This window comes from Streptomyces sp. NPDC058326, assembly GCF_042879855.1.
Lineage (GTDB): Bacteria > Actinomycetota > Actinomycetes > Streptomycetales > Streptomycetaceae > Streptomyces.
The window spans coordinates 185,831-201,101 of record NZ_JBHVZO010000001.1; the positions used below are offsets into that span (position 1 = coordinate 185,831).

The 15,271-nt window shown below is 72.3% G+C and carries 15 protein-coding genes; 3 read left to right on the forward strand and 12 right to left on the reverse strand.

Going from position 1 to position 15,271, the window contains the following annotated elements; all coding sequences use genetic code 11:
* Window positions 1-57 precede the first annotated feature (57 nt).
* The 4 genes from ACFVYX_RS00825 to ACFVYX_RS00840 form a co-directional block, all read right to left on the reverse strand.
* A complete protein-coding gene (locus tag ACFVYX_RS00825) occupies window positions 58-1,389 on the reverse strand; it encodes a beta-xylosidase (protein WP_389679119.1) in 1,332 nt (443 codons plus the stop codon).
* A gap of 191 nt (window positions 1,390-1,580) precedes the next feature.
* Complete coding sequence (locus ACFVYX_RS00830) at window positions 1,581-2,060, reverse strand: hypothetical protein (RefSeq protein WP_389679120.1); 480 nt, start codon at window positions 2,058-2,060, stop codon at window positions 1,581-1,583.
* A gap of 229 nt (window positions 2,061-2,289) precedes the next feature.
* Window positions 2,290-2,652, reverse strand: a complete 363-nt coding sequence (locus ACFVYX_RS00835; protein WP_389679121.1) for a cytidine deaminase — start codon at window positions 2,650-2,652, stop codon at window positions 2,290-2,292.
* Between the two features lie 67 nt (window positions 2,653-2,719).
* Complete coding sequence (locus ACFVYX_RS00840) at window positions 2,720-3,541, reverse strand: helix-turn-helix transcriptional regulator (RefSeq protein ID WP_389679484.1); 822 nt, start codon at window positions 3,539-3,541, stop codon at window positions 2,720-2,722.
* Between the two features lie 157 nt (window positions 3,542-3,698).
* Here ACFVYX_RS00840 and ACFVYX_RS00845 point away from each other — a divergent pair, with 157 nt between their 5' ends.
* Entirely contained in the window at window positions 3,699-5,105 is a 1,407-nt protein-coding gene (locus ACFVYX_RS00845; RefSeq protein ID WP_389679122.1) for an MFS transporter, read from the forward strand.
* A gap of 43 nt (window positions 5,106-5,148) precedes the next feature.
* Here the strand turns inward: ACFVYX_RS00845 and ACFVYX_RS00850 are convergent, their stop codons facing one another.
* The 5 genes from ACFVYX_RS00850 to ACFVYX_RS00870 form a co-directional block, all read right to left on the reverse strand.
* Window positions 5,149-5,502, reverse strand: coding sequence for an MmcQ/YjbR family DNA-binding protein (locus ACFVYX_RS00850; protein ID WP_389679123.1), 354 nt, complete (start codon window positions 5,500-5,502; stop codon window positions 5,149-5,151).
* The gene (locus ACFVYX_RS00855; protein ID WP_389679124.1) at window positions 5,499-6,794 is read right to left on the reverse strand and encodes a hemolysin family protein; all 1,296 of its coding nucleotides are present in this window, start codon (window positions 6,792-6,794) and stop codon (window positions 5,499-5,501) included. The genes ACFVYX_RS00850 and ACFVYX_RS00855 overlap by 4 nt, the downstream gene beginning before the upstream one ends.
* Before the next feature lie 4 nt (window positions 6,795-6,798).
* Window positions 6,799-7,296 carry an rRNA maturation RNase YbeY gene (ybeY, locus tag ACFVYX_RS00860; RefSeq protein WP_388896603.1) on the reverse strand — a complete coding sequence of 166 codons (498 nt, stop codon included), beginning with the start codon at window positions 7,294-7,296 and terminating at the stop codon, window positions 6,799-6,801.
* A 13-nt stretch (window positions 7,297-7,309) separates the two neighbouring features.
* On the reverse strand, window positions 7,310-9,412 hold the full coding sequence (locus ACFVYX_RS00865) for a PhoH family protein (protein WP_389679125.1): 2,103 nt from the start codon (window positions 9,410-9,412) through the stop codon (window positions 7,310-7,312).
* Window positions 9,413-9,518: 106 nt separating this feature from the next.
* The gene (locus ACFVYX_RS00870) at window positions 9,519-10,643 is read right to left on the reverse strand and encodes a carbohydrate kinase family protein (RefSeq protein WP_389679126.1); all 1,125 of its coding nucleotides are present in this window, start codon (window positions 10,641-10,643) and stop codon (window positions 9,519-9,521) included.
* 270 nt (window positions 10,644-10,913) lie between these two features.
* Here ACFVYX_RS00870 and ACFVYX_RS00875 point away from each other — a divergent pair, with 270 nt between their 5' ends.
* Window positions 10,914-12,251 (forward strand): MFS transporter, encoded by a 1,338-nt coding sequence (locus tag ACFVYX_RS00875; protein ID WP_389679127.1) that lies wholly within the window; start codon window positions 10,914-10,916, stop codon window positions 12,249-12,251.
* A 100-nt stretch (window positions 12,252-12,351) separates the two neighbouring features.
* Here the strand turns inward: ACFVYX_RS00875 and ACFVYX_RS00880 are convergent, their stop codons facing one another.
* Window positions 12,352-12,783 carry an RICIN domain-containing protein gene (locus ACFVYX_RS00880; protein WP_389679128.1) on the reverse strand — a complete coding sequence of 144 codons (432 nt, stop codon included), beginning with the start codon at window positions 12,781-12,783 and terminating at the stop codon, window positions 12,352-12,354.
* 121 nt (window positions 12,784-12,904) lie between these two features.
* Between ACFVYX_RS00880 and ACFVYX_RS00885 the strand changes: the two genes are divergently transcribed.
* Entirely contained in the window at window positions 12,905-13,210 is a 306-nt protein-coding gene (locus ACFVYX_RS00885; protein WP_389679129.1) for a hypothetical protein, read from the forward strand.
* 145 nt (window positions 13,211-13,355) lie between these two features.
* Here the strand turns inward: ACFVYX_RS00885 and ACFVYX_RS00890 are convergent, their stop codons facing one another.
* On the reverse strand, window positions 13,356-14,363 hold the full coding sequence (locus ACFVYX_RS00890; protein ID WP_389679485.1) for an adenosine deaminase: 1,008 nt from the start codon (window positions 14,361-14,363) through the stop codon (window positions 13,356-13,358).
* 2 nt (window positions 14,364-14,365) lie between these two features.
* Window positions 14,366-15,271 carry a ribonuclease Z gene (locus tag ACFVYX_RS00895; RefSeq protein ID WP_389679130.1) on the reverse strand — a complete coding sequence of 302 codons (906 nt, stop codon included), beginning with the start codon at window positions 15,269-15,271 and terminating at the stop codon, window positions 14,366-14,368.

Here is a 15,271-nt window from a genome sequence, read left to right on the forward strand (position 1 = left end):
AAAACCCCCGGGGGTGCGGAGCGGGCCGGCCGGGTGCGCGCCCGGCCCGCACGGTGGTCAGGACAGGGTCAGTGTCAGCACGCCCGCGTACGAGCCGGGCGCGGTGAACGCCGGGACGTCGAGGGAGAGCCCGGCGCCGACGGTGAACTCGCCGCCCGTGAGGGTGCCGTTGGGGGTGGAGGCGAGGGTCGCGCCGCCGCTGCCGACGGGGCCGGACGAGCCGGCCGCGCAGGCGCTGGGGCTGCCGGCCTTGGCGGTGCAGGCCGGGGTCCAGCTGAGGTTCCCGGCGCCGATGGAGCCGCCGGGTCCGGTGAAGTCGGTGACCTTGCCGGTGAGGGACCAGCCGGCGGGGCCGCCGCGGAAGTCCTTCACTGTCACCGTGTTGAGGTCGCCGGTGGCGGCGCCGCCCTGGCCGAAGTCGACGGAGGTCAGCTGGACGGCGTCCCCGGCCTGGGTCATGGACAGCTCGCCCGCCGTGACGGCCGCGGTGATCGTCTGGCTGTCCGGCGGGGCCGGGACGACGACCTTGTACGCGGCGGGTCCCGCACCCTTGCCGGGATCCCAGGCCGCGCCCTCGTACGCCACGATCCCGGTGGTCGCCACGTCGTTGACCTTCAGCCGCGCGGCGAATCCGCCCTCGCTGTCGGTCGTGACCGTCATCCGGTCGGCGGTCTCCGCGGCTCCGGCGCGGCCGGCGACGGTGACCTCGGTGAGCGGGGTGAACTTCGAGCCGTTGACGGTGACCCGGACGCCGGGGTCCCCCGAGGCGCTGTCGAGCTGGAGCGCCCGGGTGTTGGGGCTGGTGACGGGGCTCGCGACGACCGTCTCGGAGACGGGGGCGGGCGGGCTGAGCACCGTACAGGGGGTGTCGAGCTCCATGAGGTAGCCGGTGTGGATGTTGTAGTCGCCGGGCGAGAGGGTGATCGATCCGGCCTGGGCGACCGTGAAGGTGCCGGTCATGGAGAAGGCCGGGAAGGAGCCCTTGCCGGGGACCGGCGGGTTCTTCTTGGGGCCGGTGACGCTGACGGCGCCGGTCTGGGCGCCGCCGAGGACGACCTTGCCGCTGGGCGTCATGATGTCGGCCGGGAGCGCGAGGTCGACGGGGTTGGACGCGGCGGGCTTGGTGATCGTGTAGGTGACGGTCACGGTGTCGCCGACCTTGGGGCTGCTCTTGTCGACCGTGATCGCGGCGGTCGTGGTGCCCTCGATGGGCGGGATGCCGGCGATCGGCGGCGGGACGCAGCGCGTGGGAAACCGCACCTCCGCGGAGCTGCTGGTCGCGCCGGCCGGGGCGGCGAGCGCGCCGCCGCCGACCGCGAGGGCGGTGGCGCCGAGGACGGCGGTCCAGCGCCGTCTTCGGGCCGCCGCCCGGGATCGGGTGAGTGCCATGGGTGTGCCCCCTCCTGAGGGATGAGTGGGCGCCATTGACGGCCGCGCGCTTCGATAAGTCAATGCACGCGAAAGACATCGACTGATGACCCATCAGATACTGTCAAGATCGGTACATGGCGGGCATTTCCCCAGGTCACGGCAGAGACCGGTGCCGCCTGTGGCGACACCGGTCCGGGGTGGCTCGGGACTCAGCTGAAGACGAACGGACCCGGCGACTGCGAGGTCACCGCGTCACAGTTCACCGTGACCCCGAAGATCACCATCTTGAGGGCGACACCCGCGAAGTACGAGTTGAGGCTGTCACCCGAGGCCGCGGTCCCGCTCAGGGGGCCGATGACAACGGACTGCCCGGCACCGAGCGCCGGGTTCTTCTTGCCGGTGAAGACCCGGGTGCCGCCACCCGCCTTGGCCATCGTCAGCGTGGCGTTGATCTGGTCCGCGCCGACCGCGATCGGCGTCGTCACGGCGGAGGTGACCTTGATGGTCGCGGCGGTGCCGCTCTGTGTGGCCGTGAGGGTGGCGGTGCCACCGCCCCAACTGCCGCAGTCGTACGTCGCCGTGGCGGTCCCCGGCGAGACGGCGGCGGCCGTCGGCGCGAAGGCGAGTCCGGCGGCGGCGAGCGCCGCGGCGAGCACCGCGGCCGCTCCTGAGCTGCTTCTGGTTCTCATGGGAGGTCGTACCCCTTCCATCGAAGAACGCAGGGGTGCGGGCGCTGCGTGGATGACGAGAGATCTGACGGTCCGTCGGACCGGTCGCTGCCATTGATGCGCAGACCGCCGGGGAAGGCAAGAGAAGCCACGGTGATCCCTCACAAACGCGCAATCACGAACGCGCGAGGGCCCGGCGCGCCACGCGCCGGGCCCCTCCCTCTGTGTGCCGCGAGCCGGGTGCCGCTCGTCAGCCGGCGGTGACCGCCGCGCGCAGCTGCCCGTCGGGGCCGGCGAGCAGCACCGGGGTCCCCGGACCGCCGAGGTCCCGGACCGCCGCCCGGTCCTCGTCCGTGGCGGCCTCCGCGCTCGACACGACGGCCGCCGCCTCCAGGGACTGCGCCCCGCTGGCCACCGCCATCGCGACCGCGGTCCGCAGGGCGCTCAGCTTGAGCGACTCGAGCTCCACGGTTCCCGCGACATAGGTACGACCGGTCTCGTCCCGCACGGCGGCCCCCTCGGGCACACCGTTGCGGGCGCGGGCGCTCCGCGCCAGGGTGATGATCTTGAGGTCCTCGGCGCCGAGGTCGCCGTGCTCGCTGCTGAGTGTCATGCCCCCGAGCATAGGTCGGGGCCCGGACACCCCCGGACCGCGTCTCAGCCCGCGACCGGTCCGGGTCTCATCCCGCGACCGGGTACATCGCCCCGCGCCGCCCCTCGGGGGAGACCAGCCACTCCAGCTTCTCCGCCGTGTCGGCCTCCGGCAGCGGCGTGTGCATCACGATCACCAGGTCCGGACGGGCCGGGACCCGGAGCTGTGTCGCCTCCACGACCAGCGTGCCGACCAGCGGATGCTCCAGCTCCTTGCGGTTCTGGCCGCCCGGCAGGATGTCCCGCCGTTCCCACAGCTCCGCGAACTCCGGGCTGAGCTCCTTGGCCTCCTCGACCACCGCCCGGAAACCCTCGTCGTCCGGGCACTCCGAGCAGGCCGACCGGAACTGCGCGACCACCTTCGGCGCGAGCTCCTCCCAGTGCCCCACGCGCGAGCGGTAGAGCGGATCGGTGAAGAAGTTCACCAGGCAGTTCTGCGAGATCTCCGGCCGCATCCCGAGCACGATCGCCGCCGCGTCGTTGTAGAGGACCGTGTTCCAGTACACGTCCATGATGTGCGCCGGGAACGGCATCCACGCGTCGATGAGCCGCCGCAGCCCCTGGCACATGTCCCGGTCCTCCGGAGCCGCCTCCAGGGCCGGCGGGTTCAGCGCCGCGAGGACGTACAGATGACGCCGTTCCGCCGGGCTCAGCCGCAGCACCCGCGCCACCGAGTCGAGCACCTGCGGCGAGACCGTGATGTCCCGGCCCTGCTCCAGCCACTGGTACCAGGAGACCCCGACCCCCGCCAGGACCGCGACCTCCTCCCGCCGGAGCCCCGGCGTGCGGCGCCGCGCGCCACCGTCCGGCAAGCCCGCGTCGGCCGGGCTCACCCGCGCCCGGCGGCTCATCAGGAACTCGCGCAGTTCGGCCAGTCGGTGCTGCTTCGCCGTGGTGCTCTCGAGAGCGGTGGCCACGTGTGCTTCCTCCCCCTGGATGCCTGGTGGTACGACCAACAGGATAAGTTCCCGCTCCCCAGTGTTGTTCCCGCGCGCCGAGGGTGGGGTCATGGCAACCCTGACCCCACCGCCCGCCCCGGCCGCCTCCCCGGCCGCTCCCCCGACCACTCTCACCGGCCGCACCCGGCTCATCCTCTTCGTGCTCTGCGCCGCCCAGTTCATGGTCGCGCTCGACTTCTCCGTGCTGAACGTGGCCCTGCCCGTCCTCGGCGCCGACCTCGGCCTCGGCCACTCCGCCCTCCAGTGGGCCGTCACCGCCTTCGCGCTGCCCTCCGGCGGGTTCCTGCTCCTCTTCGGACGCGTCGGCGACCTCTACGGACGCAAGAAGCTGTTCCTCGCCGGGCTCGCCCTCTTCGGCGCGGCCTCGCTGCTCGCCACCTTCGCCTGGAACCCGGCCGCCTTCCTCACCGCACGCGCCCTCCAGGGCCTCGGCGCCGCCGCCATCGTGCCCACCGGCATGTCCCTCCTGACCACCACGTTCCCCGAGGGACCGCTGCGCGACCGGGCACTCGGCATCTCCGGCACCCTGCTCTCGCTCGGCTTCACCGTCGGCATGATCCTCGGCGGCGTCATGACCGACACCCTCGGCTGGCGCTCCACCATGGGCCTGCTCGCCCTCTTCAGCGTGATCGTGCTGCCGCTCGCCCCCGGCCTCCTCCCCGAGTCCCGCACACCCGAGCGGCCCCGGCTCGACGTGCCCGGCGCGGTGACCGTCACCGGTGGTCTGCTCGCCCTGATCTACGCCCTGTCGACGGCGGCCGAGCGCGGCTTCGGCGGGACGGACGTGCAGGTCACCCTGGTGGCGGGGGTCCTGCTGCTCGCGGCGTTCGTACGCGTCGAGTCCCGGCACGCGGCCCCGCTGGTCTCGCTGCCGATGCTGCGGCGGGGCACGGTCGCCTTCGGCAACCTGGGCGGACTCATCACCTTCTCGATGATGTCGACGGTCGTCTTCGTCCTGACCCTGTACCTCCAGGAGACCCTGGGCCTCTCGGCCTTCCTGACCGGCCTCGTCTTCGGCGTGCAGGGCGCGGCCTCGGTCGTGGCCGGGCTCTTCGCACCGAAGCTGATCGGCCGGATCGGTGCCCGCCGCACCCTCGTCGGCTCGCTCGCCGGACAGGGCCTGCTGACGGCCGGACTGCTCGGAGTGAGCGAGGAGTCGGGCGTGATCCTGGCGACCGTCCTCGTCTCGCTGGCCTCCATGTGCCACCTCGGCGCGATCATCTCGTACGGGCTGACCGTCACCTCCGGCGTCCCGGACGAGGAGCAGGGCCTGGCGACCGGCCTGGTGACCACCACCCAGCAGGTGGGCCTCACCGTCGGCATCCCGCTGCTCGGCGTGCTCGCCACCACGGGCGGCGATCTGTTCGGGGGCGTCCGCACGGTGCTCGCCCTGGACACGGCGATCGTGCTCGGCACGGCGGCCCTGGTCGGCCTCGGCCTGCGGCGCCGGTCCTGAGCCCCGCGCCGGCGGTCCCGGCCCCCGCCGCGACGGGCGGGGGTCAGGGCCTGTCGAGGCGGAGCCGTACGGCCTTCGGCAGACCCGCGACCACCAGGTCGTACGAGTCCTCGACGAGCTCCCGGACCATCCGGTCCGGGAGCTCTCCGACGGTCACCGTGTTCCAGTGGCGCTTGTTCATGTGATAGCCGGGGGCCACCGCCGGATGCTCCTCACGGAGCCGTACCGCCTCGTCCGGATCGCACTTGAGGTTGACCCGCAGCGGCCGGCCGTCCAGCCACGACAGCGCGAACATCTTCCCGGCGACCTTGAAGACGGAGGCCTCGGGACCGAACGGGAACTCCTCCGTCGCGTCGTTGAAGTCCAGGCAGAGGGCGCGCAGCTCGTCGGGGGTCATTCCGGCTTCTCCTCCGGTTCCAGCGGTTCCACGAGGACGGTGACGATCTTGTTCCGCCGGCCGGCCGGGGACTCGGCCGTCAGCCGCAGCGAACGCCCGTCCGGCAGCTCCACGACCGCCTTGGCGCCCGCGATCGGGACCCTGCCCAGGGCCTTCGCGAGCAGACCGCCGACGGTCTCCACGTCCTCGTCGTCGTACTCGTCGGGCCCCAGACCGTACAGCTCGCCCAGATCCCCGATGTCGAGACGGGCCGTGACCCGGTGACGGTCCTCGCCGAGGTCCTGGACCGGCGGCAGCTCACGGTCGTACTCGTCGGTGATCTCACCGACGATCTCCTCCAGGATGTCCTCGATGGTGACGATCCCGGCCGTGCCGCCGTACTCGTCGATGACGACGGCGACGTGGTTGCGCTCCTGCTGCATCTCACGCAGCAGGTCGCCCGCGTTCTTCGTGTCGGGCACGAAGGCGGCGGACCGCATCGCGGTCGCCACCAGGTCGGCCTCGGAGTCCCGGTTGATGTGCGTCTTGCGGACCAGGTCCTTCAGATACACGATGCCGACGATGTCGTCCTCGTTCTCACCGGTGACCGGGATCCGGGAGAAACCGGAGCGCAGCGCGAGCGTGAGGGCCTGACGGATCGTCTTGTACCGCTCGATGCAGACCAGATCGGTACGGGGCACCATCACCTCCCGCACCAGCGTGTCACCCAGCTCGAAGACGGAGTGCACCATGCGGCGCTCGTCGTCCTCGATCAGCGACTCCTGCTCGGCGAGGTCCACCATGGCCCGCAGCTCCGCCTCGGAGGCGAACGGGCCCTTGCGGAAGCCCTTTCCGGGGGTCAGCGCGTTGCCGATGAGAATGAGCAGCTGCGGGATCGGCCCCATGATCCGGGCCAGCGGCAGCAGCACGTACGCGGCGGCCGTCGCGGTGTTCAGCGGATGCTGGCGGCCGATCGTACGGGGCGAGACACCGACGGCCACGTACGAGACGAGGACCATGACGGCGATGGCGATGAGCAGCGCCTCCCAGGTCTCGGGGAACGCCTCCAGGCAGGCGTACGTGACGAGGACGCCGGCCGCCATCTCGCACGCGACGCGCACGAGCAGCGCCACGTTGAGATAGCGCGTCGGATCGGCGGCGACCTGGGCGAGCTTCGCCGCTCCCCGCCGCCCGGACCGTACGGCCTCGGCGGCGCGGAAGCTGGAGACACGGGCGAGCCCGGCCTCGGCGCAGGCGGCGAGCCAGGCCACGACGACCAGGGCCACCGCGCCGAGGATCAGCGACATGTCCATCGGGTCAGGAGACGGTCGGCGCCGGGGACGGGCCGGTCAGGCCCCTCTCCTCGCGCCAGCCGTCGACGATCGCCGCCTGGAGACCGAACATCTCGGCCTTCTCGTCGGGCTCCTCGTGGTCGTACCCGAGGAGGTGGAGCACACCGTGGACGGTGAGGAGCTGGAGCTCCTCGTCCATGGAGTGCTCCGTCGGCGCGTCCTTGCCCTGCTGGGTGGCGACCTCGGGGCAGAGCACGATGTCGCCGAGGAGCCCCTGCGGGGGCTCGTCGTCGTCCTTCGCCGGCGGACGCAGCTCGTCCATCGGGAAGGACATGACGTCCGTCGGCCCCGGCAGGTCCATCCACTGGATGTGGAGCTGCTCCATCGCCTCCGCGTCCACGACGATCACCGAGAGCTCGGAGAGGGGGTGGATGCGCATGCGCGCCAGGGCGTAGCGGGCGATGTCGAGGATCGCCTGCTCGTCGACCTCGGTACCGGACTCGTTGTTGACGTCGATCGACATGGTGTTTCTGTGACTACTTCCCGTTGCGGCCGTTACGGCTGTCGTACTGCTCGTACGCGTCGACGATACGGCCGACGAGCTTGTGCCGGACGACATCCTGCGACGTGAGCGTCGAGAAGTGGACGTCCTGGACCCCGTCCAGGATGTCGCGGACCTGCCGCAGACCGCTCTTCGTCCCGTTCGGCAGGTCGACCTGGGTGACGTCACCGGTGATGACGATCTTCGAGTCGAAGCCGAGGCGGGTGAGGAACATCTTCATCTGCTCGGGGTTCGTGTTCTGCGCCTCGTCCAGGATGATGAACGCGTCATTGAGGGTGTTGTGCGTCAGCAGGTAGTCCTGCGTGACGTACAGCGAGTCCTCGGCCGCGACCTGGATGCAGACCGTCTCCTCGCGCCCGGCGGGCTCGATGGAGTCGATGAACCGCATCGGCCGCCCGCCGCCACCGGCCGCGTGGTACGTGTCCCGCTTGCGGGCGAGCCGGAAGGGCTCGATGCCCTCGGGGAGCCGGATGTCGACGATGTGGGCGTCGTAGCGGTGCTTGCCCAGCGCGTTCCCCTGCGGACGCCCCTCGGCCGTACGGCGCCGGGTGTAGGCGACACCACCGAGCGACTGGACCAGCGCGATCACGTCGTCGCGGAGCACGATGGAGGCGGTCGTGTACTGGATCCGGCACGTGCGGTCGGCCTGCGTGACGGGGCCGCCGTCGGAGTCCAGGAGCCCCTGAAGGACCGCGAGCCTGACCTCGGCCGCGTTGTACAGGTAGTCGTCCGGGACGAACTTCGAATGGGACCGGGTGCCGACGAGGTCGAGCGCGCGGAGCATCCCCGTCACGGGGTTCTCCAGTGTGACGACGTCACCGGGAGACTTGACACGGTTCAGAACGTAATCCGGACCGCTCTTCGCCCGGACAACGACCCCGGGCAGCGCCGCTTCCAGTGCCTCGGCGAGCTCGTGGTCCTCGCTGGAGAACGAGGGCGTGGTGGAGCCGGTCAGGCAGCCGTCCCCGAGCAGCAGACCCAGCGCGTACGGGTCCATCGGGACTTCACGCTCGGGCAGTGCCACCGGCGCGGTGAGCAGCGGCAGCTCGTACCGGCGAGCGTGCGCGGCGCGCAGGTTGCCGATCATCTCCTGGGTCTCAAGGACCCGCCACGGCTTGTCTCGGCGCTTGTCCGAGGCCGTACGGACCGTCCACAGGTGCTCGCCGCAGCACAGGGTCCAGGAGCCGTCCTGGGCTGAGACCCGGTAGATGTCCTTCTCGCCCTGAGGGAAGACACCCAGGACGGGGGTCGGCTCACCATTGGAGCCGATGACCAGGTCGCCGACTTCGAGGTCACCGATCGGGCGCCATCCGTCCGGCGTCAGGACGTTCGTGAAGCGCGGCTGCGCCCTACCCCTCATGTATGCGAGCGGCGCCACCTCGATCGTCCCGCTCGCCATGAGCTTGGGGATCGAGTCCGGGTCGAGCATGTCGTGCAGGGCGTCGTACAGCGGGCGCAGGTACGGGTCGATCTTCTCGTAGAGCGTGCCGGGCAGGAAGCCGAGGCGCTCGCCGGCCTCGACGGCCGGGCGGGTCAGGATGATCCGGGTGACCTGCTTGGACTGCAGGGCCTGGACCGCCTTGGCCATGGCGAGATAGGTCTTGCCGGTGCCGGCGGGGCCGATGCCGAAGACGATCGTGTGCTTGTCGATCGCGTCGACGTACCGCTTCTGGTTGAGCGTCTTGGGGCGGATCGTGCGGCCCCGGTTGGACAGGATGTTCTGCGTGAGGACCTCGGCGGGGGTCTCCTCGCCGCCCTCCGCCGATCCGTTCTCGCTCGCCCTGAGCATGGCGATCGAGCGTTCCACTGCGTCCTCCGTCATCGGCTGACCGGTGCGGAGCACCAGCATCATCTCGTCGAACAGGCGCTGGATCAGAGCGACTTCCGCCGCGTCGCCGACCGCGCTGACCTGGTTGCCCCGGACATGGATGTCGGCCCGCGGGAACGAGCGCTCGATCACGCGGAGCAGCGCGTCACCGGAGCCGAGCAGGGTGACCATCGGGTGCTTGGCGGGGACGGTGAAGTGGGCGCGGGCTTCGCCGGGCGCACCGTTGGGGGATGCGGGTGTCTGAGTCATGGGCCGGCACTGTGGCCTGCACACACCTCCCGTTGCAGGGCTGTCGCCGCTCGACGGCCTCTGGGTTATCAAGCCTACGACTCAGGTCCGACAAGCCTGTAGCGGTTTACGGGTGGGCCGCGCGGAAGCCGATCGTAGGCACCGCGCGGCGCAGCGGCCAGGCCCTGGCGGGGGCGGGCAGGAGGCGTTCCAGGAAGGCGTAGCGGTCGCGCAGGGTCTCGGGGTCCTGCATGGCATGGCCCTGGACCTGCTGCCACCAGGCGGCGATCTCGCCCCAGGTGGGGGCGGAGAGGGAGCCGCCGAACTCCTGGACGGAGAGGGCGGCGGTGAGGCCGGCGAAGGCGAGCCGGTCGGCGAGGGGCCAGTCGGCGAGGGTGCCGGTGACGAAGCCCGCGACGAAGACGTCACCGGCGCCGGTGGGGTCGAGGGCGGAGACCTGGATGGCGGGCACCTCGGCGGTCGCACCGGTGGCGCCGTCGACGGCGTAGGCGCCTTCGGAACCGAGGGTGACGACGGCGTAGCGGACCTTGTCGGCGAGGGCGCGGGCGGCGGCCCGCGGGCAGTCGGTGCGGGTGTAGCGCATCGCCTCGGCGGCGTTGGGCAGGAAGGCCTCGCAGTGTTCCAGGTCGGCGAGGCCGGCCAGGTCCCAGCGACCGGTGTCGTCCCAGCCGACGTCCGCGAAGACCTTGGCGCCGCCGCGGGCGGCCCTGGCGACCCATTCCTCGGTGCGGCCGGGGACCAGGGAGGCGACCGCCGCGCGCGCGTGCGGCGGGTAGGCGGGCAGGGCGCCGGCGGCATCGTCGGGTGGGGCTTCGTGGCCGTGGGAGACCATGGTCCGTTCTCCCTCGTAGGCCATGGAGACGGTGACCGGGGAGTGCCAGCCGGGGACGGTGCGGGAGAGGGAGAGGTCGATTCCCTCGCCCTGTTCCAGGGCGTCCCAGCAGTACTCGCCGTAGTGGTCGTCGCCGAAGGCCGCGGCGAGGGAGGTGCGCAGGCCGAGGCGGGCGAGGGCGGTGGCCATGTTGGCGACGCCGCCGGGGCTCGATCCCATGCCGCGGGCCCAGGACTCGGTGCCCCGTACGGGTGCGCTGTCGAGCCCGGTGAAGATGATGTCGAGGAAGACCGTGCCGGTCAGGAAGACGTCGCAGGCCGGGTCGGTGGGTTCACGGAGGCATACCAGCGGGTCGACCCCGGTGTCGTGTGGCGGCTGCTCTCCCCTTGCTGTGGTCACGGCGGACTCCCCGGTCGTGGTGAGGCGGATCGGCACCGTGGTGCTGATCTGGACAGTGTGCCCGATGGGGGTGGGGAGACGGGGGTGGCGCCACATGACCTTCGCGCGTTCCCCCGTCGCACCCGTCCCAAACCGATCGTGACCCGTATCACAGACCGAATCGGGGGACAGTGCCTTCTCCGCCCACTCCGATGCTTGATACACATGGTGCCGCGACCCCGTGGATCACCGGGCGCCGTCTCATTTCCCTGTTCAGTTCCTGGAACGCCCATGTCGTCGCGCCCGCGCGTCCCGGGGGCTCTCGTCGCCCTCGTCGCCCTCTTCACGGCCGGTTACCTCGCCCCGTATCTGCTGCCGACCGTCGTCGGACGGCTCTCCGCCGGGCTTGGTCTCACCTCCTCGCAGGCGGGCCTCGTCGGCTCCGTGCTGCTGCTCGGTTCCTCGTCCGCCGGTTTCACGCTCGCCGCGCGCGGTGAGCGTTTCGGGCCGCGCCGGGCGGCCCGTGCGGGCCTGCTCGCGATGGCCGTCGGTTACGGCTCCGCCGCCGCGAGCGGCGCTGTGCCCCTGGTGGTCGCGGGTGCCGTCCTCGGCGGCGTGGGCTCGGGCACGGCGACGGCGGTGGCCGCCGCGGGGATCGCCGGGCAGCGGGATCCGCACCGGGCCTCCACGCTGGGGCTGCTGTCCGTGTCGGCGACGGCGGGCGCCCTCTATCTGGCCCTTCCGCATCTGGCCGGCGGCCACGCGCCGCCGCTGCTCGCGATCACCTGCGCGGCGGCGCTCGTCTGGCCGCTCACGGGCCGCCTGCCGGGCGCCACGCGCGCGGTACGGGAGGCCCCGGCGGTCTCGGGGCCTCTCCCCCACCGGCGGGCCGGGGCCGTCCTCGCCGCCGGCATCCTGTGCTGGTCCCTCGCGCAGAACGCGCTGTGGGGGGTGAGCGGCCGTATCGGGCTCACCCAGGCCGGGCTCTCCGAGGTCACCGTCGGCGCGGTCTTCGCGGCGGCGCTCGGCGCAGGGCTCGCGGGGGTCGCGGTGGCGGGTGCGCTCGGCTCGCGTCTGGGCCGGGCGGTGCCGATCGGGGTGGGGACGGTCCTCATCGCGGGGTGTGTGCTGCTCAGCTCGGCGGCCGGGGGCCTGGCGTCGTTCGCGACCGGCGAGATCCTGTGGAACGCCGTCTACCCGGTGGTCCTGTCGTACCTCCTGGGCCTGGCGGCCTCGCTCGACCCGCGCGGCCGCTGGGCCGTCCTGGTCGGCTCGGCGTCCTCGTTCGGTGTGGCCTGCGGTCCGGTGGCGGGGAGCCTGTTGTCGGAGGGTGCCGGGTATCCGGGCATGGGCGCCGTGCTGTGCGCCCTGCTCCTGGTCGTCGCGGTCCCGATGACGGCGGTGGCCCGCCATGTCTCCGGCCGTCCCCTGGTCCCGGGCTCGGTGCGCCGCAGGGGCGGCGCGCCGGCGGCGGTCCTGGCGGGCACGGCCGCGGCGACCCCGGCGCTCGTCCCCCAGATGGGCGCTCCGGAGCAGGAGGTGGCCGCGATCACGGTCCCGTCCCCGGCGGGCCGCCGGAGCCTCGCGAAGTCGGCGTTCCGGCTGGCGAGGCCGAGCGACCGGGGGTAGCGAGCCCGGCCTGATCCGACGGGAAGGTCGGACAGTGCCCAGGGCGTGGTGTCTGTCCGCCGCGCCGGTCCGTCGGGGCGGGCCGAAGCGGCCGGTCCCGTCAGGGCGGGCCGAAGCGCCAGAAGTGGTCGGGGTAGGGGCCGCAGGGGAACTGGTTGACGTCCGTCGCCTGCCGGGTGCTCGCCTCGGGGACGGCGAGGCAGAGGCCGCTGTTGCCGTTCACGATCCGGTAGAGCGGGCGTCCGTCCGCGTCCCGCTTCTGGTACTCGACGCGCCAGAAGTGGTCCGGTTCCGGGCCGCACGGGTACTGGTTGACGTTCACCGCCGGTGCCTTGCTGGCGCCGGGAACGGCCGCGCAGAAGCCGCTGTTGCCGTTGACGATCCGGTACCGGGTCCGTCCGGCGGGGTCCGTGCCCGAGGGCGTCAGCCGCCAGAGGTGGTCGGGGTGGTCGCCGCAGCCGAACTGGTTCAGGTCGACGATCTCCCTCGACGCGCCGGGGACGGCGAGGCAGAAGCCGCTGTTGCCGTTCATGATCCGCACGGGCGTGTCGGCCGGGGGCGGGACCCGGGCCGGGAGCTCCGGCGGGGGCTCGTCGGGCGGGGCCGCGGGCGGGGCGGTCCGCGGGGACTGCGAGGGGCGGCGAGGGGGCTGCGTGGCCGCGGAGGGCGGCGCCGGCCGGGCCGGGTCCGTCGTCGGGGGCGGCACCGAGGACGGCGGTGCGGAGGAGGGTGCCGTGGAGGACGGCGACGGGGCCGGGGCGGCGGTCACGGTGGACGGCGCCCCGGACGGTAAGACCTGGGCGGGTGGCTGCACCACACCGCCCGCGCGGTGCGTCTGGGCCAGGACCGTCGCCAGGACACCGGCCAGCGGTACCAGCACTCCGACCACCCACCAGGCCCACCGGGGCGGTTGGTGGGCGGCGGCGGCCGGGGAGGCCGGGCTTCCCGCGGTGGCGTGATCCTGCTGCCTGGCCGTGGGGTCCCCAGCGGGACCGGGCGTGTCTGACACCGTGCTGCTCCCCCCGAAACAACTGCCGTCGCCCAAGTATCGCCACACGGCCGCCCCTGGGGACCCCGTACGCCGAGAAACCCGTACGTCAGGCCTCAGGCGCCCTGCGCGTCGCCGAACACGTACGCGTCCACCTCGGCGAGGTAGCGGGCCCTGCGCGGTTCGTCGTCCTCCAGGAAGGAGGCCTCGAAGGAGTTGCGGGCGAGCTCGCGGAGCTGCTCCGGCGTCAGGCCGAGGGCGTCCCGTACGGCGTCGAAGTTGTCCCCGGCGTATCCCCCGAAGTACGCGGGGTCGTCGGAGTTGACGGTGACCAGGAGGCCCTCCGCCATCATCGTCCGCAGCGGATGGTCGGCGAGCACGTCGATCGCGCGGAGCCGTACGTTCGACAGGGGGCAGAGGGTGAGCGGCACCCGCTCCCTGACGAGGCGGTCGACGAGCTCCGGGTCCTCCAGGCAGCGCAGGCCGTGGTCGACGCGCTCCACGCCGAGGACGTCCAGGGCCTCGCGGATGTACGCGGCCGGGCCCTCCTCGCCCGCGTGGGCGACCTTGCGCAGTCCGAGCGCCCCCGCGGCCTCGTACACCTCGCGGAACTTCGCCGGCGGGTGGCCGACCTCGGCCGAGTCGAGGCCGACACCGGTGATCCGGTCCAGGTACGGCTTCGCGGCGTCCAGGGTGGCGAGCGCCGACTCGGCCGACTCGTCGCGCAGGAAGCACATGATGAGCCGGGTGGAGATCCCGTACCGCTCCTCGGAGCGTTCGAGGGAGGTGCTCAGGCCTTCGATCACGGTACCGACGGGGACGCCGCGGGCGGTGTGCGCCTGCGGGTCGAAGAAGATCTCGGCGTGCCGGACGCCCTGGGCTGCGGCCCGCTCCAGATAGGCGTCGGTGAGCTCCGTGAAGTCCTCGGCGGTCCGCAGGACCGCCATCAGGCCGTAGTAGAGGTCGAGGAAGGACTGGAGGTCGCTGAAGCGGTACGCCTCACGCAGGGCCTCGGTGTCCGCGAAGGGCAGCGTGACGCCGCCCCGCGCAGCGAGGGCGAAGGCCAGCTCGGGTTCGAGGGTGCCCTCGATGTGGAGGTGCAGTTCGGCCTTGGGTACGGGCATGTTCACGTTCGTTTCGGTATGGGGACCCTCATGAGGTCCTGGGCGATGCTCAGTTCGCCGTCGAACCCGGCCGCCCGCGCCTGGCGCTCGAACTCGGCCGGATCGGAGTAGCGCTGCGAGAAGTGGGTCAGGACGAGGTGCCGCACCCCTGCGTCCCTGGCGACGGACGCGGCCTGTCCGGCCGTCAGATGGCCGTGGTCGGTGGCGAGGCGGACGTCCTCGTCGAGGAAGGTCGACTCGATGACGAGCATGTCGGCGCCCTCCGCGAGGGCGTGCACCCCCTCGCAGAGCCGGGTGTCCATGACGAAGGCGAAGCGCTGCCCGCGACGGATCTCGCTGACCTCGTCGAGGGTCACGCCGTCGAGGACGCCCTCGCGCTGGATCCGGCCCACGTCGGGGCCCTTGATGCCGTGCGCGGCCAGCTTCCCGGGCAGGATGCGGCGCCCGTCGGGCTCGGTGAGCCGGTAGCCGTACGACTCGACGGGGTGCGAGAGCCTGTACGCGTCGAGGGTGAACGTGTCGGTGACGGCGAGCGGCCCGTCGGCGGCGACGGGCGACTCGGTGAGTTTCACGGTCTCGCGGTAGGCCGTCGCGTACCGCAGGCGCTCGAAGAAGCGCTGCCCGCTCGCCGGGTAGTGCGCGGTGACCGGGTGCGGGACCTGGTCGAGGTTGATCCGCTGGATCACCCCGGCCAGGCCGAGCGAGTGGTCGCCGTGGAAGTGCGTCACGCAGATCCGGTCGATGTCGTGCGCGGCGACCCCGGCCCGCAGCATCTGGCGCTGGGTGCCCTCACCGGGGTCGAAGAGGAGGCCCTGTCCGTCCCAGCGCAGCAGATAGCCGTTGTGGTTGCGGTGCCGGGTCGGGACCTGGCTGGCGGTCCCGAGGACGACGAGTTCGCGTACGGACAC

Bases quoted from the DNA above. Each gene is read 5' to 3' on its own strand.
- ACFVYX_RS00825 (WP_389679119.1), bottom strand. From the start codon at position 1,389: ATGGCACTCACCCGATCCCGGGCGGCGGCCCGAAGACGGCGCTGGACC.
- ACFVYX_RS00830 (WP_389679120.1), bottom strand. From the start codon at position 2,060: ATGAGAACCAGAAGCAGCTCAGGAGCGGCCGCGGTGCTCGCCGCGGCG.
- ACFVYX_RS00835 (WP_389679121.1), bottom strand. From the start codon at position 2,652: ATGACACTCAGCAGCGAGCACGGCGACCTCGGCGCCGAGGACCTCAAG.
- ACFVYX_RS00840 (WP_389679484.1), bottom strand. From the start codon at position 3,541: ATGAGCCGCCGGGCGCGGGTGAGCCCGGCCGACGCGGGCTTGCCGGAC.
- ACFVYX_RS00845 (WP_389679122.1), top strand. From the start codon at position 3,699: ATGGCAACCCTGACCCCACCGCCCGCCCCGGCCGCCTCCCCGGCCGCT.
- ACFVYX_RS00850 (WP_389679123.1), bottom strand. From the start codon at position 5,502: ATGACCCCCGACGAGCTGCGCGCCCTCTGCCTGGACTTCAACGACGCG.
- ACFVYX_RS00855 (WP_389679124.1), bottom strand. From the start codon at position 6,794: ATGGACATGTCGCTGATCCTCGGCGCGGTGGCCCTGGTCGTCGTGGCC.
- ybeY (WP_388896603.1), bottom strand. From the start codon at position 7,296: ATGTCGATCGACGTCAACAACGAGTCCGGTACCGAGGTCGACGAGCAG.
- ACFVYX_RS00865 (WP_389679125.1), bottom strand. From the start codon at position 9,412: ATGACTCAGACACCCGCATCCCCCAACGGTGCGCCCGGCGAAGCCCGC.
- ACFVYX_RS00875 (WP_389679127.1), top strand. From the start codon at position 10,914: ATGTCGTCGCGCCCGCGCGTCCCGGGGGCTCTCGTCGCCCTCGTCGCC.
- ACFVYX_RS00880 (WP_389679128.1), bottom strand. From the start codon at position 12,783: ATGAACGGCAACAGCGGCTTCTGCCTCGCCGTCCCCGGCGCGTCGAGG.
- ACFVYX_RS00890 (WP_389679485.1), bottom strand. From the start codon at position 14,363: ATGCCCGTACCCAAGGCCGAACTGCACCTCCACATCGAGGGCACCCTC.